Origin of the sequence: Paenibacillus agilis, from assembly GCF_007786455.1 — a bacterium.
In the GTDB taxonomy this organism is placed as follows: Bacteria; Bacillota; Bacilli; order Paenibacillales; family Paenibacillaceae; genus Paenibacillus_B; species Paenibacillus_B agilis.
The window spans coordinates 2,952,717-2,967,200 of sequence record NZ_VNJK01000001.1; the positions used below are offsets into that span (position 1 = coordinate 2,952,717).

At 43.5% G+C, this 14,484-nt stretch carries 14 protein-coding genes, 1 pseudogene and 1 riboswitch; of the genes and pseudogenes, 5 read left to right on the forward strand and 10 right to left on the reverse strand.

Annotation, left to right across the window (positions count from 1 at the left end):
- Positions 1 to 61: 61 nt before the first annotated feature.
- Positions 62 to 442 carry a hypothetical protein gene (locus tag FPZ44_RS12945; protein WP_261378312.1) on the forward strand — a complete coding sequence of 127 codons (381 nt, stop codon included), beginning with the start codon at positions 62 to 64 and terminating at the stop codon, positions 440 to 442.
- A 54-nt stretch (positions 443 to 496) separates the two neighbouring features.
- On the opposite strand, the gene FPZ44_RS12950 is transcribed toward FPZ44_RS12945, so the two are convergent.
- From FPZ44_RS12950 to FPZ44_RS12975, 6 genes are all read right to left on the reverse strand, one after another.
- Complete coding sequence (locus FPZ44_RS12950; RefSeq protein WP_144990797.1) at positions 497 to 1,057, reverse strand: TVP38/TMEM64 family protein; 561 nt, start codon at positions 1,055 to 1,057, stop codon at positions 497 to 499.
- A 6-nt stretch (positions 1,058 to 1,063) separates the two neighbouring features.
- Positions 1,064 to 2,749: a PASTA domain-containing protein gene (locus FPZ44_RS12955; protein WP_144990799.1), complete on the reverse strand. Its 1,686-nt coding sequence runs from the start codon at positions 2,747 to 2,749 to the stop codon at positions 1,064 to 1,066.
- A gap of 282 nt (positions 2,750 to 3,031) precedes the next feature.
- The gene (locus FPZ44_RS12960; protein WP_144990801.1) at positions 3,032 to 3,472 is read right to left on the reverse strand and encodes a hypothetical protein; all 441 of its coding nucleotides are present in this window, start codon (positions 3,470 to 3,472) and stop codon (positions 3,032 to 3,034) included.
- Between the two features lie 82 nt (positions 3,473 to 3,554).
- The gene (locus FPZ44_RS27135) at positions 3,555 to 3,704 is read right to left on the reverse strand and encodes a TetR family transcriptional regulator (protein ID WP_186786041.1); all 150 of its coding nucleotides are present in this window, start codon (positions 3,702 to 3,704) and stop codon (positions 3,555 to 3,557) included.
- A 153-nt stretch (positions 3,705 to 3,857) separates the two neighbouring features.
- A complete protein-coding gene (locus FPZ44_RS12970; protein WP_144990805.1) occupies positions 3,858 to 4,616 on the reverse strand; it encodes a class I SAM-dependent methyltransferase in 759 nt (252 codons plus the stop codon).
- 94 nt (positions 4,617 to 4,710) lie between these two features.
- Positions 4,711 to 5,313, reverse strand: coding sequence for a dienelactone hydrolase family protein (locus FPZ44_RS12975; RefSeq protein ID WP_186786042.1), 603 nt, complete (start codon positions 5,311 to 5,313; stop codon positions 4,711 to 4,713).
- A 201-nt stretch (positions 5,314 to 5,514) separates the two neighbouring features.
- On the opposite strand from FPZ44_RS12975, the gene FPZ44_RS12980 reads away from it, so the two are divergent.
- On the forward strand, positions 5,515 to 5,829 hold the full coding sequence (locus FPZ44_RS12980) for a hypothetical protein (protein WP_144990809.1): 315 nt from the start codon (positions 5,515 to 5,517) through the stop codon (positions 5,827 to 5,829).
- A gap of 114 nt (positions 5,830 to 5,943) precedes the next feature.
- Here FPZ44_RS12980 and FPZ44_RS12985 read toward each other — a convergent pair whose 3' ends face one another.
- The 3 genes and pseudogenes from FPZ44_RS12985 to FPZ44_RS12995 form a co-directional block, all read right to left on the reverse strand.
- Positions 5,944 to 7,944, reverse strand: a complete 2,001-nt coding sequence (locus FPZ44_RS12985; RefSeq protein WP_144990811.1) for a peptidoglycan D,D-transpeptidase FtsI family protein — start codon at positions 7,942 to 7,944, stop codon at positions 5,944 to 5,946.
- Positions 7,945 to 8,180: 236 nt separating this feature from the next.
- On the reverse strand, positions 8,181 to 9,476 hold the full coding sequence (locus tag FPZ44_RS12990; RefSeq protein ID WP_144990813.1) for an NCS2 family permease: 1,296 nt from the start codon (positions 9,474 to 9,476) through the stop codon (positions 8,181 to 8,183).
- Positions 9,477 to 9,674: 198 nt separating this feature from the next.
- A riboswitch (purine riboswitch) is annotated at positions 9,675 to 9,776 on the reverse strand.
- A gap of 37 nt (positions 9,777 to 9,813) precedes the next feature.
- Positions 9,814 to 10,139 (reverse strand): annotated as a pseudogene (locus FPZ44_RS12995) (histidine phosphatase family protein).
- A 121-nt stretch (positions 10,140 to 10,260) separates the two neighbouring features.
- Here FPZ44_RS12995 and FPZ44_RS13000 point away from each other — a divergent pair.
- The 3 genes from FPZ44_RS13000 to FPZ44_RS13010 all read left to right on the forward strand — a co-directional run bounded on the left by FPZ44_RS13000 (position 10,261) and on the right by FPZ44_RS13010 (position 13,440).
- The gene (locus FPZ44_RS13000; protein ID WP_144990815.1) at positions 10,261 to 11,268 is read left to right on the forward strand and encodes a FecCD family ABC transporter permease; all 1,008 of its coding nucleotides are present in this window, start codon (positions 10,261 to 10,263) and stop codon (positions 11,266 to 11,268) included.
- Positions 11,265 to 12,308 (forward strand): FecCD family ABC transporter permease, encoded by a 1,044-nt coding sequence (locus tag FPZ44_RS13005; RefSeq protein WP_144990817.1) that lies wholly within the window; start codon positions 11,265 to 11,267, stop codon positions 12,306 to 12,308. Before FPZ44_RS13000 ends, FPZ44_RS13005 begins: the two co-directional genes overlap by 4 nt.
- A gap of 118 nt (positions 12,309 to 12,426) precedes the next feature.
- Positions 12,427 to 13,440, forward strand: a complete 1,014-nt coding sequence (locus tag FPZ44_RS13010) for an ABC transporter substrate-binding protein (protein WP_144990819.1) — start codon at positions 12,427 to 12,429, stop codon at positions 13,438 to 13,440.
- 72 nt (positions 13,441 to 13,512) lie between these two features.
- On the opposite strand, the gene FPZ44_RS13015 is transcribed toward FPZ44_RS13010, so the two are convergent.
- Positions 13,513 to 14,364, reverse strand: coding sequence for a DUF72 domain-containing protein (locus FPZ44_RS13015; protein ID WP_144990821.1), 852 nt, complete (start codon positions 14,362 to 14,364; stop codon positions 13,513 to 13,515).
- Positions 14,365 to 14,484: the final 120 nt, after the last annotated feature.

Below are 14,484 nucleotides of genomic sequence, written 5' to 3' on the forward strand. Positions count from 1 at the left end.
AGGGCCGCACTGCTAAGTTGCTTGCATAACACTTTGTTTCCTTAGGGAAACTATGCAGACCATGAATTCGCAAATTAAAGGAAGTGTTGTCTGCATGCTTTATATTTACAGCCTTAGCAGCCTACTGGCAGGACTATTTATCGTAAATGCGATTTTTGCTTATCAAACAAAACATATTGATCCTGCTTTATGGCCGACTGTTAAATATCAACTTATTGTCCTCCCTTTATTCTGGTTGGCAAGCTTAGCGATTGGTTATGGGATTAAATTTGGGTATAAAGCTATCGGCCAGCTGACCTTTGTCTTAACGGCATCAAAAGGTATTGAAATTGTCGTCTGCGTTGCTCTAGGATACTGGTTTATGCATGAAGTACCTACATGGAAAACATGGGCAGGTCTAGCAATCGTTATTGTCGGCTTTTTTATTACTAAACTAAAATAGCACCGTTACGATCCAAATAATTGGATCGTAACGGTGCTATCTCTTCTATCCGAACTAAGATGGTTTACGTCGCACCCATCCAACGATCAACACAATAACAACAATAATCAAAGCGATATGAAATATCGTGCTGTTTGAGTACATGGCTTTGCCCAATACGCCTTCTATCCATATCGAAGGTGCTTTGCCTATTATCGTCATTAACGTAAAGTCTAACATACTCATCGTTGACAGTGCTGCAATTGCATTAACCACACCTGAAGGTACCAAAGGAATGAATCGAGCAACAAGTACAAGACAAGCCCTCTTTACTCTCCCATATTGATGGAGCCGCTGCAGCCACGCCCAGCGCTGCTGTTTTACCGCAGGAATATTGGATAATCCCCGACGATACAATAGGAGTGCTGAAACTGCGCCCAATGTCTCCCCCAGCAAAGAGACGGCAAACCCAAGTTCAGGACCAAAAGCAATTACATTCGCTCCTGTTAACCATATGCTCGGGATTACCCCTGCTACACTGATAACAATATTTAATACTAAGCTGGCTGCAATCGCCCATGTACCTAGTGACTGCAGCCATACAGTAAACGCATCAAGGTTAAGTCCATCCAGCATAAATGACTAATTAGCCTTGCGGACAACATAGAACGTTATGCGGTCCCCTTTTTTCACTGCAGCGCCCGCTTCTGGCTCCTGCTTGAAGATGGTGTTTGGTTCACCGCCTTCATGATTCTCTTTTAAGAAGGAATATTTCAGACCTGCATCTTTAGTAAGCTGTTCGGCCTCTTCTAGTGTTAATCCGATTAGATTCGGTGCAGTGCCTTCAGCTGGTATTTCTGGCTTTGGACGATTTGGATCCAAAGGAGTAACATTCTCACCCGCGGGAGGTACGATGGTGCCTTCAGGATTATTCGGATCTACAGGTACTGTAGGATCAGGTTGATTCGTACCGTTATCCGTTTCCGTTCCTGTGCTAGGCTGCTCGTTCTGATTCACATCCGGTGTCACAGGCTGTTCCTGATTATTGGATTCAGGAGTAGTAGGAGGTGTGGGAACCGTTTCTGTTTCCTCTGACGGCACAGTCGTTCCAGTATTATTTTCCTCCGATGTATTCGTATCTTGTTGTTGTGTATCTGTTGGATCACTAGTTTCATTGCTATTTGTAGAATTGTCCGGCTGTGCGGATTCTTCGGTACCCGTCTCTGTTACTTCTTGCTGCTGTTCAGTTGTCGGCGTAGTTGCCGCCGTATCGTCACTCGTTAAAGACTTCGCCCAAATGACCGCTCCTACAAGCAAAGTAAAGAACAACGCAATTCCTGCTATCATAATACCTACCTTGAAGCGGTCATTGCGAGATTCTTTACGATCAAATTCTGATCGTTCTTCAGGTGACAAAGTATGATCTTCTGCTTTCACCTTATTGCGCGGCCCAGTTGCCGAATGATTGCTTTGTTGCTCCACTTTCGGTTCAGCATTCGGCTTCGTGCGACTTAGCTGCGCAGGCGGCGCAACGGGTACAGGTGGAGGTGTTACAGTCGGTTCCGTATACACCGGACGCTCCTCCCGAACCTCTTCCATTACTTCCACACTAGGAGCTGCTGGTTTCACAAATGAATGTGGACGCTCACGAATCTCTTCGAGCGTATGTACATACTCTCTTACTGGAACATCACTTTCATATACACGCTTCGTAAGTGCCAATACTGCGTCACGTTGAGCTGGTAAATCATGTTTCAATATAGATTGAACGCGACTCGCGTAAATATCATACTGACGTGGTGCTAATGCATGAAGAGTAGAAAGTTGATACAACAGCTGAGACAGACCAATTGTACCAGTGCGGCTGCCTACAGCCTCTTTCCAATAATTCATAACAAGTATCTCATCGTTTTCCGTAATCCAAAGATTATCGAAGCTTACAGAGAAAGAAGGCAGCCCGGAACGCTCACCTTGAAGCAACAGCTCACCAGCTGTTTGCACCCAGCGCAGCGTCGTTTGCAGCTTAACTGCATGGCGCTCTGCGTATTGGTACATCGGCATTCCTTTACGAGCATGGAATACGACATAACGCTGCTCTTCATTCGTACCTGCATTTAATATTTGAAGGAATGATTCATTGCTTACATGTCCTACTTCGCTAAATAATTGCGGAAATGCCTCTGAATAAGCTCTAGCTTCTGGGCGAATAAGCAAAATAAACACTTCACGGTTAAGTGAAGTATCTAACGCGCGATACCAGACCCCATCATCAGATTGCATGATTTCTCCATTTAGTTCATAACGATCGGCTATCCATTGATTCTGCATCGTTCTCCTCTACTTTCTATATCATTATCGTATCGGGAAGGTTGTCTCTATTCGTGCATGTTTATCTAGGTTACTAGCTTCTTACCCTCTATTATTATACAGATGCTGTCGAATTTCAAAAGCTATTGTCATACCCAACGAATAAGAGCTTATAAGAATGCCCTATACACTGTCAATCACTACGCACATCTTGCACAAAAGTTTCTTAGCATGACATGGAAAAAGGCCGCTCCTGCTGCATACGCAAACAAGAACAGCACTCCCCTTTTACAAATAAGTTCATCATTTATATTGTTCTGCCCAAATAAGTTGAGCAACTGGAAGAGTTCTTCCCTCATATTGCTCCACATCAACCATGATATGACCATAAGATACATCATCTACGTAAAGATCAAGCTTCCATCGCCCTACATCTGGTAAATTTATCATTGAAGGTACAAGGGTTCTATTAGCCGTGTTATCTGGACTGTGATACACCATTTCATGATCGTCCAGTAGGACAACGGAATGATCCGTTCGTTCATGAGTAGCTACTACCTTCATCGCTTTGTTATAGAAATACTCCACCGGCTGATTAAAAAACCAACCAACTTTATTGTTTCCCGTCTCTAAAGTCGTGTCAGAAATGCTGAATGTTAATGGTAGCGACTCCACTTGTTCTGTGTCCCTTGTGCATCCTACTAACGCAACAGCCATAACAGCTATGACCAGCCATTTCTTCACCGAATCTTCCTCCCTAAGCCCATATACAACTATTATATAGGAAACAGGGCTTTATTTCCATTCAATGACATTGCTACTTTCCTCACAAAAAACAACGGGTAGACCAATATTCAAACTGCTCATACAATGTTCGTTTACTTATGCCTAATGAGTTTGCTAATTCAGCTGTTGTAAACTTCAGCCCTCTTAGAGCTAACAGCTCCATACAGCATTCAATAACTCTCTTCCGCATCAAACTCCATTCAAACTATAGACGGTTTTATCGAGTAGCTTTTAATTCTTTCAAATAATGCAAAAAGATCGAGTGAAGAGGCTTTTATGCCCCCTCACTCGATCTTTTTACTTTCACCGTTAGCGCTTGTCTTATATGCCTACTCACAACTAATTAAGGCTTGCGAGCAATAACAAGGAATCGATGACATGTTGTATCTACATAGCGTTCCATGACTAGACGCTCATCAAGTTTACGCAATTCTTTTTCATACGTAATGACGGAGAAGTCAGGTATTTGCCAACCTGATACAATTTGAAGATAAGCAATAATCGTTCGAATATCATAAAATCTCGTTTTGACCTCAACTTCAACCGCTTCTTCAATCGTTAATCCTTCTCGCTTCAAGTTGTTCACTGCTGTGTCCAAATTCCAATCGATAAAGTCTGGGTACGGAGCTCCCAGCCAATCATTAAACTCCAAATCATTATGCCCACCAGCCTGCTGTGTGACAAATGTCCCGCCCTTCTTCAGCATTCGTGCAACTTCAGAAGCGTTGAATGAATCATGACGGTTTATAATCATCTGAAAGTGCTCAGAAGGAAGCGGAATATGCTCGTCGTCGCTAAACGGAACGACTTTTACCCCAAGTGGCCCCAACAACTCTCTTGCCACCTCAACGTTTGGTGCATATCCTTCTGTTGCATATGTACATGCTGGCAGCGGTGTGCATTTGCTAAGGAACTCTCCACCGCCTGTCCCCATATCCAGCAAACTGTCTGCTTGCCGCACCCGGGGCATCACAATATGGGCATAATTCCATGGAAGCGGAAATTCCTGCATTCCCCCGTATTTTGCTAATGTGCTGAAATCCCAGCCTGTAAAATGATATATAGAATCATCGTTTGTCCAATCGCTTTTCCATCGCTGCATGTCGAATCCCTCCAGTTGAACCCACAATCTCTAGCCTCTACGACAGGCGTACATGCACAATATACACTGATTTACATCGTTTTGGCTAGCCCGTCTATCCAATCTGTCCTTGATTCATAAAGCGTTCCGATTGTTCCCAAGCTAATTCTGCCGATCTTCGATTGTACATTGCTGCATGCGGATTCGCAAATCCATGACTGCCTTCAGCTACATACACTTGCACAGTAGGATGCTGCTGCACTTTATCTAGCAACGTAGGCACATCAAATGAAGATTCTTGCTGCCCATATATAAGAAGAGAAGGGCATAATGGAACACTATCCACGTAATCTCGAATACGTGATCCATAGTACGCAATGACACGATCAATATTTCCTCTGGCGCTGCATCGCCATGCGATCGTCGCACCTACACTATATCCGACTAAACAGATTCGCTTGTATTCATGTCGCATACTCGAAGCAACCTTAAGCACTTCTTCTACTGGACGTTCAAAGCCGATGTTTTGCATAAAGTATTGGTAAGCTTCTTGTTCCTGCTCTGCTTCGAATGATTCACGATTCAAAAGATTAAGACACATCACATCTGTACCAGAATCATGCCATTGTTTGCATACATGCTCCATATGCCGATTGAGGCCGTATATTTCATGAAGAACAATGACTAACGTGTTTGACCCTTGTCTTATGGAGAACAAAACAATCCCACCTTTTGCCAGAAAATATTACTCACCATCATACTGAATCTGTAATCGATAATCAAGTACATAGTGATTTTTTTCACTATCTAAGGGTGTATTCCCTATTTTTCAAAACCTTAGCTGCTATCGGGGCAAACGAACAACCCTTCCACAAGCATCATCCATATATTGTATCATCACTGAAAAGGAGTTGTTGGTATGTCTTCTCGCCATGATTGTTACCCGCAAGTAAAGCCTATCGTGTGTCCACCTATCAAACACATTAATAACTGTTACCAGCCACAAGTCGTTCCTGTTATTCATCCAGTAGAAATTATTAATAAGGTTCACACTGTACCGATCCCGAAACACATCTGGACGTACAACGAAACGACAGTAGGCGGTGCAACATTACCTCCAGGCCCTGGTTTCCCTGGAAATGGCGGCTTCCCTGGCCCTGGTCCAGGTGTTGGCGGTATTGGAACTGGTTGCAATCCTAATCCATGTTGCGGCTTCAGACGCAAGCGCAGATAATAGCCTCAAATGGATAAGCGTTAAGTGATTTACCAACACAACTCGTACCCTTTGCAAGCCACAGCAGAGCAGGTTTCCCCTGCTCCTGTGGCTTCTATTCATCTATCATCCTATTTATTTATTCAATCCATATACCCTATGATATGCATCAAAAATTTCTCTTGCGATCGGAGCTGCGCCGTAACTACCATATCCACCCTCTGGAACGACGACAGCAACGGCCAACTTCGGCTTGTCTGCAGGTGCGTAAGCAATAAACACCGCATTCTCGACACGCTTGCCACCGTATACGTCCTGCTCAGACGTACCCGTCTTTCTTGCTACTGTATAAGGTGCATCTTGGAAGCCCTGTGCGCTTACAGCCAACATGGCATCTTCAATAACGTCCCAATGCGCTTCGTCAAATTCAATCGTGCTAAGCACTTCTCTACCATAGCGCTTGACTACTTTGTTATTAGCATCAGTAATATGAGATACGAACTGCGGCTTCACCCGCTTGCCGCGATTCGCTAACGTTGCCGTATACTGAGCGAGCTGCAATGCCGTATATTTACCCTGCTGGCCAAAGGAAGCAAAGGCCAATGATGATTGACCTGACTGCCCTTCCTGCATATAATCGCTGATACCAGGCGATTCTCCAGGGAAACCGCTCCCTGTTGTCTGCCCTAATCCAAATGCTTTCATATAGTCATCCCATATTTTAAGACCTTTTTCTTTGCCATATCTCTTATACAGCGGATCTCCAACCTTCTCAATCATGAATGTATTGGAGGATTTCGTTAAAGCTTCTCGCGTATCTACGACACCATTAGCTTTTCTGCTTGCATTATGAATCGGGGTTTGCCTACCTTGACGTCCAATATAAGTTACTCCTGTATCAGGATAAGTAGTATTGGGGTAAATAAGCCCTTCCTTAAGCCCTATAAGAATCGTTAAGGGCTTCATCGTCGACCCCAAATACAAGAGGGAGGAAGGATGACGCCAATTCTCCTTTTTGTCCCCATAGTCTTGGGCAACCTCACGTACTGTGCCATTTAAATTATTAGATCCCAGCTGTTTAAACTCTTCTTCACTCAGCCCATCCTGATAAATATTCGGATCATATTGAGGGTGGTTCGCCATAGCGACTATATTGCCCGTTTCTACTTCCATCGCTACCGCATAAGCGGTAATCGCATTAGGCGCATACTCGTATTTATTGGACGAATTCCGTATTTTTTTCAAATGATCAATCATCACTTGCTGGGTATGCTTTTGAATTTCAGGATGGATGGTCATATGGATGTTATGTCCGCGCGCAGGCTTCGTCATTTTTCCCGCACCAATAATCCGATTTTGAGCATCGACTGGGTATTCTCGTGCCCCATTCTTTCCTTTTAATGCCCACTCATACATATACTCTAGTCCCGCAACCCCTACTTCTTCACTTGCCAAATAATTATTTTTTGTTTCCTCTTCTATAGCCAGCTTTTCATAATAAGGATAGCGTGCAAGATTATTAGAAATACCTTTATATTTCTTCATATGCCCGACAAGCTGCGGAGCGATTGGACTAGCATCATACTGTCTTATGTTTTCTTCTACTACTTCCAGCATCGGGAATTCATTTCTATGTTCCATAAAATAAGCCGTTTCTTGTTTTGACAAGTTAGTCTTTAATTGTCTGGGGTAAATACCTAATGTTCGCTTACCCTCAACATCCATGGCATAAATGATTTGCTCCACCGTCATCGGCTTGCTTTGCTGAATGCCGCTCTTATCGAACGCTGTCTTGATTTTTTTGGCTAGCTCCATGACTTCTTTATCTTTCTCTGATTTATAAGCTTTCTCCATTCGAAAATACAAAGACTGCGTTGGCAGCGAATAAGCAATCTCTTTTCCAGCAGCATCATAAATTGTCCCACGAATCGAGACGAGGTCGAGCGACTTTGTACCGATCTGAACAGCAGCTTTGCTTAATTCAGGACCTTCTATAAACTGTACGACAGCAAGTCGAATAATGAGAATGGAAAAGATAAAAAACATAATGAAGAAAAAAATGCTCAATCTAACATTGTTTTTAATGCGTAGAGCTTTAGCCCGCTCTTGAGGATCTGGACTGCTTGATAAGTTCATAACGCTCTCCCTTTCCATACCAAAACTCCGTCAAACGATTACAACCTCATAAATGAATATTCTACCAGATTCTTTTTTAAGTATAAACTTGGAAACTTCCTCTTTCAATCCTCACGAATCGCTCGGATGATCATGAACAACAACAAAAAAGCCACCCCACTCATCATTTTCGATGAATGGAGCAGCTTACTACGAATTAAGCATGTCCAAAAAATTTTTGAGGCTCTATTTAATTTCTAAGCCACATAGCCAATATAGGCGACAAACATAACCGTCAGCACATACATAATCGGATGCACCTCACGGAACTCGCCTTTCGCTACTTTAATAACCGTATATAAAATGAAACCAAGTGCGATACCCGTCGCCACTCCAAATGTAAGAGGCATTGCCACAATCGTAATGAATGCAGGAATGACAACATCTAGCTTCTCCCATTTAATGAAGCGAGCTTGCGATGCCATCATCGCACCTACGAGAATAAGGGCTGGTGCCGTAACTTCTGTTGTAACGACTGACAAAAGTGGCGAGAAGAACAGCGCCAAGGTGAACAATCCTGCAACAACGACCGAAGTAAATCCGGTACGTCCTCCAGCTGCAATTCCTGCTGACGATTCAATGCACGAAGCTGTCGTCGTTGTTCCTACTACCGCACCGAATAACGAAGCTGTTGAATCCGCAACAAGCGCATGACCTGCTTTCGGGATTTGGTTGTTTTTCATAAACCCAGCTTGCGTCGAAATCGCAATCAACGTACCCGCAGTGTCGAAGAATCCTACAAATAAGAACGTAAAGATGACAACTAACAGCTCAGGTGTAAATGTAGCTGCCAATTGATTAAATGCCACACCGAACGTCGGTGCCAGGCTCGGGATAGAACCTACGATTTGCTCTGGCATTTCAATAATACCGAATATCATGCCAACAACAGTAGCAATAACCATTCCGTAGAAAATGCCTCCGTGTACGTTGCGTACAAGCAGAACTACCATGACGATAAAGCCGAACAAGGCTAACAAAGTGGATGGAGAACCTAAGTTGCCAAGCGTTACATAAGTAGCTTCACTGCTTACGATGATGCCCGCATTTTTCAATCCCATAAAGGCAACAAAGAATCCTATCCCGCTCGCAATTGCATATTTCAAATCTTCAGGAATGACGTTAATAATTTTTTCGCGGATTTTGATTACACTTAAAATAATAAACAGCACACTCGATACGAGTACACCTGTTAATGCCGTTTGCCATGGAATGCCCATGCCGATGACGACAGAATACGTAAAGAACGAGTTCAACCCCATGCTGGAAGCAACGCCGATCGGATAGTTTGACAACACACCCATTAGTAGTGAACCGAAAATGGCAGTTAACGCAGTCGCTGTAAATACAGCATCCCTATCCATCCCCGCATCACTTAAAATGAGTGGATTGACAACCAAAATGTAAGCCATGGCCAAAAAGGTTGTCACACCTGCCATGATCTCTTTCCGGTACGTCGTCCCTCGTTGTTCGAACTCAAAAAATGATTTCATGCTGCGCCTCCTGATGATTGCTATTCTACGATCATGCCCCTCACTACCATTGCTATTCTAAAAAACGGCATAAAAAAAGCTCTGACCTTCCCATCCTGCGACGGAAATGAGGTCAAAGCTTGATCACCAAGAGATTCAATACAACAATATACACGCTGCCATACAGCCAAACGGTCGTATAACGATCGAGATAAATACGGTTTATCGATATCTCCTTGTAGCCAAGCTTTTTACGGTAGCATTGTAGAAACGTCCACGCCTTATTCGCGAACTTATACAAGGGACTATTAAAATATATTTCTATAGATTATCAGGATGCTTATCTGACGTCAACTGTTTATTTAGCCCATAATCTAGTGACTGCAACTAGCTCCTGATCCTGGAATTCCATTCGATATACATCTGGTTTGGATAGTCGAAGTAAAAAATTTAGATCATATTGCTCATCGTAGTAGCCCATCATCAGCGTCATGACAGCTCCATGCGTGCCTAAAGCTATTTTCTTTAGGGACTGGAAACAAACACGTCGATCCCTTCTGCTTCTAGTAGTTCTGTTACCCGTGCAGCATCTAACTTTCCTTTATCCGTTAGCCCTCTCGTTCTCTCATTGCCTTCAGTCTTTGGAGAATCCCCGTGTCTTACGAAGTAAATATACGTTTTCATAAACAACCTCCTCATTAAGATTGAGAATCAATTTCATTGACAGCAATGATCCGACTTTTTACAATTAGAATGTTATCCATAAATTTTGCTAATTTTTTAACTTAATAAAGGAGAATTTCATATGAGTATTTTGGCAAGCACACGCTCCAAATGGATCGTCCTCCTGCTAGGTATTGCCTTGCTTGGAGCAGCATCTCTATGCAGCCTATTATTTGGGCTGGAGCGGTTTACACTAGCAACATTGTGGAATTCCTTCACAGCATTTGATAACTCAAGGGAGCATTTACTCATTCAGACCGTGCGTGTTCCTGCAACGCTCATCGCGATCACGGTCGGCGCCTCATTCGCTATTGCTGGCGCTATTTTGCAAGCGATGACACGGAATCCATTAGCGGACTCCTCACTATTGGGGATCAACTCTGGTTCGTCAATGTTTATCGTTCTAGCCATTAGTGTATTGCAAATCGATATGGGCACACAAGAAGTGATATGGGTATCATTCATAGGAGCTTCCGTCATTGCTATCTTTATAATGGCAATCGGTTCAATAGGTTCGGAGGGCAATATGCCTATCCGCATTACACTGGCAGGCTCTGCTGTAACCGCACTCGCTTCGTCGGTTACTTCCGGAGTCATGGTCTATGACAACTTTACGATGGATCAAGCTTTATTTTGGCTGACAGGTTCCGTATCAGGACGAACGATGGCACATTGGATGTCGGTTGCCCCTTATGTTGCAATCGGTCTCATTATAGCACTTGCAATGGCTCGCGCCATTAATGTTATGGCAATGGGTAATGATGTTGCCAAAGGACTCGGGCAACGCACGTTATTTGTCAAGTTCTGCTGCTTATTTACGGTCATTCTACTTGCCGGCGGCTCGGTCGCTTTGGCTGGCCCTATCGCTTTCATCGGATTAATGATTCCACATATGTGCCGTTCTTTAGTAGGACAAGATCATGTTTGGCTGTTCCCCTATTGCGCAATCGCCGGCGCTATTCTATTAATAGGGGCGGATACGGTATCCCGCTTCATTCTTGGCGGTGAATATGTGCCTGTAGGGGTAATTACTGCATTCCTTGGTGTACCATTCCTGATTGTAATCGCGAGGAGGAAAATACTACGATGAAGTATATTACATTGCGTGGAAAGTCTTCCCGCTTCTCATTTCAAATTCATGCTCGCGGGCTAATCATTACGATAATCGCAATGCTCTCCTTGTTTGTGCTTTCATTGGCTAGCATTTCTTATGGCAGCATGTACATTCCTATGAAAGATGTATTTTCAGTGCTTATATTAGGGGTAGATAATCCCACCTATGAAATGGTCGTTATGAACCTGCGTCTTCCTCGGCTGCTAATGGCCCTCATGATAGGTGCATCTTTGGGCGTAGCTGGCCTTATGCTTCAAGCGGTCATCCGTAACCCGCTTGCTTCTCCAGAATTGTTGGGCGTTAATGGCGGTGGATCTGCTGCTGCTGTTACATTTATAACCCTAACAAGCGGATCGTTGAGCATTCATTGGCTGCCGCTCGTGGCTATATCAGGGGCGCTTATTACAGCGATCCTTATTTATTTGTTCGCATGGAAAGATGGAATATCACCTTATCGACTCATCTTAATCGGGTTAGGTATTTCCACAGCTGCTGGTTCGATCACGATGTATATGCTTGTAGCTGGCCCATCCTTCTTAGCTACGCAGATTATTACTTGGATGACAGGCAGTGTATATGGTCTTTCGATGGACTATGTATGGACATTGCTGCCTTGGTTCGTCGTATTTATGAGCTTGTCATTCTTTATGACCCGTCATCTGAATGCACAAGTACTAGGTGATGCAACAGCAAGCAGCGTTGGTCAATCCGTTGAGCGCTATCGTCTGCTTATTCTCTTTATTAGTGTTGCACTAGCTGGTTCCGCAGTCGGCATGTCTGGACCAATTGCCTTTGTAGGCTTAATCGCACCTCATATTGCAAGGAGCTTAATTGGACCGATGCATGGTTGGCTAATTCCGCTCTCAGCAAGCATTGGCGGCATGTTATTAGTCGGTGCAGATTATATCGGTCGGTTGTTATTTCAGCCTACAGAAATCCCAGCAGGCGTATTTACAGCGGTGCTCGGAGCTCCATTCTTTATCTATTTGCTGCTTCAAAATCGCAAGCAATTATAAAAAATTCCAAAAAAATGATTGACAAACTTCCCCAACTTACTTAATAATGAGTAAGAAGATAATGATAATCATTATCATTCAAGAGGGACTACATACATCAATCGGAGGGGTTATTAACATGTCTTCAAATCAGTCAAAAAGATCTAAGTTCCAACTTCGTCTTCTGCCTATCATGCTAGCTTGCATGATTGCATTAATCGCAGCAGGTTGCGGCGCAAAAGACAGTGGCACGGCTACTCCAGCTGCACCTAAAACGAGCACAGAAGCTCCTGCAGCTACAACAGATGAAGTTCGCAAAGTTACGCACGCAATGGGTGAAGCTGAAATCAAAGGCACACCGAAAAACGTTGTTGTTCTTACAAATGAAGCTACTGAAGCTGTATTGGCACTTGGCGTAAAGCCTGTTGGTGCAGTTAAATCAGGTTTAGGTGATACATGGTTCCCACATCTGAAGGATCAACTGGAAGGTGTTACTGAGCTTGGTGAAGAATCCGAGCCTAACTTAGAACTAATCGCAAGCTTGAAACCAGACCTAATTATTGCGAACAAAGTTCGCCATGAGAAAATTTATTCTCAACTTCAAGGTATGGCTGCAACAGTAGTATCCGAGGATCTTGCAGGTGACTGGAAGCAAAACTTCAATCTGTATGCTGATGCTTTGAACTTGAAAGATAAAGGTGCAGAGGAAATGAAGAAATACGATGACAAAGTTGCTGAAGCAAAAACAAAAATCGGCGACAAGTTGTCCAAAAAAGTATCCGTTGTACGCTTCGTACCTGAAAAAGTTCGTATCTACATGAACGATACATTCTCTGGTGTTATTTTGAAAGACTTAGGCTTCGCTCGTCCTGCAGCACAAGATAAAGATGAGTTCATGGAAGTTGTAACGAAAGAGCGTATGGCTGACATGGACGGAGATATCATGTTCTACTTCAACGCTGACTACACAGAAGAGAAGCTTGGAACGAAGCAACAACAGGAATGGATGCAAGACCCACTCTTCCAACAGCTAGAAGTTGCGAAGAACAAGAAGACATTCCAAGTTGATGAAGTCATCTGGAATCTTTCCGGTAACATTATATCCGCTAATTTGCTCGTTGACGAACTCGTCAAATATTCGGAGCAAATGTAGTTAATCAACAACCCTCTGCATGGGATGCCCCCACTCCTTCCGTGCAGAGGGTTGTCTTTTTTATTGCCAGCACTAGTCAAATAACGATATTTGCCGTGGAGCCATCGGCGTTGCCTGTTGCCCTAGCAGCTGCATAAACTGTTTAGCATTACCCGCAGCATGTCCACCTGAATTGTTATTAAAAATGACAATGACGTGCTTAGAATGCTGTTCTAGCTGTCGAACATGCCCTACCCACTCTTTCAGCTCATCCGCATTATAATTGTATAAGTACCTCACTTCTCGCCAATTATCGCTGCTAGCCTCATTTACCCAGCCCGCCGTATGACGTCCATGCATACGAACCATCGTCATGTTAGCATGAGTCCCTTCTATAATTGCAGGAATGGACCCTTCTCCTGCTTGGGGCTCGTCACATACGCTGTGAATCCAATTCTCCTCACGCATAAACTCAAGCGTCTTCTCACGCATATCACCTCGAAACCAGCTTTGATGGCGGAATTCCAACGCTATTGGTATTTCCCCCATCCAAGCACGAGTTCGCCGTAAAATATCTACATGTTTACGCTCGCATTTAAACCATGGAGGATATTGAAATAGTACGCAAGCCAGCTTATTCGTCTCTACCATAGGGGCAATCGCTTGCTTAAATGTGTCAAACATGTGAATATTCGATGTAAATGCAGAATCCATCTTGCGATGACCCGTCATCCCTTGGTAAGCTTTCACTATAAAGTGGAAATTAGGCGGAGTCTGTTCTACCCATTTGTGAACAACTTGTTGCGAAGGTACAGCATAGAAGGTGCTATCGCATTCTACCGTTGCAAAATGTTCATGATACCGACCCAACTTACTAGTACTTTTCATCCCTATTGGGTATAACTCATCATGATCGCCCCAGCCTGCCAGCCCAACACGGATCATTGCCTTTCCCCCTTAATTTTTTAAATATATAATATAATCTTTGTCACCATTCATGAAGCTGTGATACTATAGATTCGGCGACTTACTTTTTCCATATTATTGATGAAGTAATCTAATTTC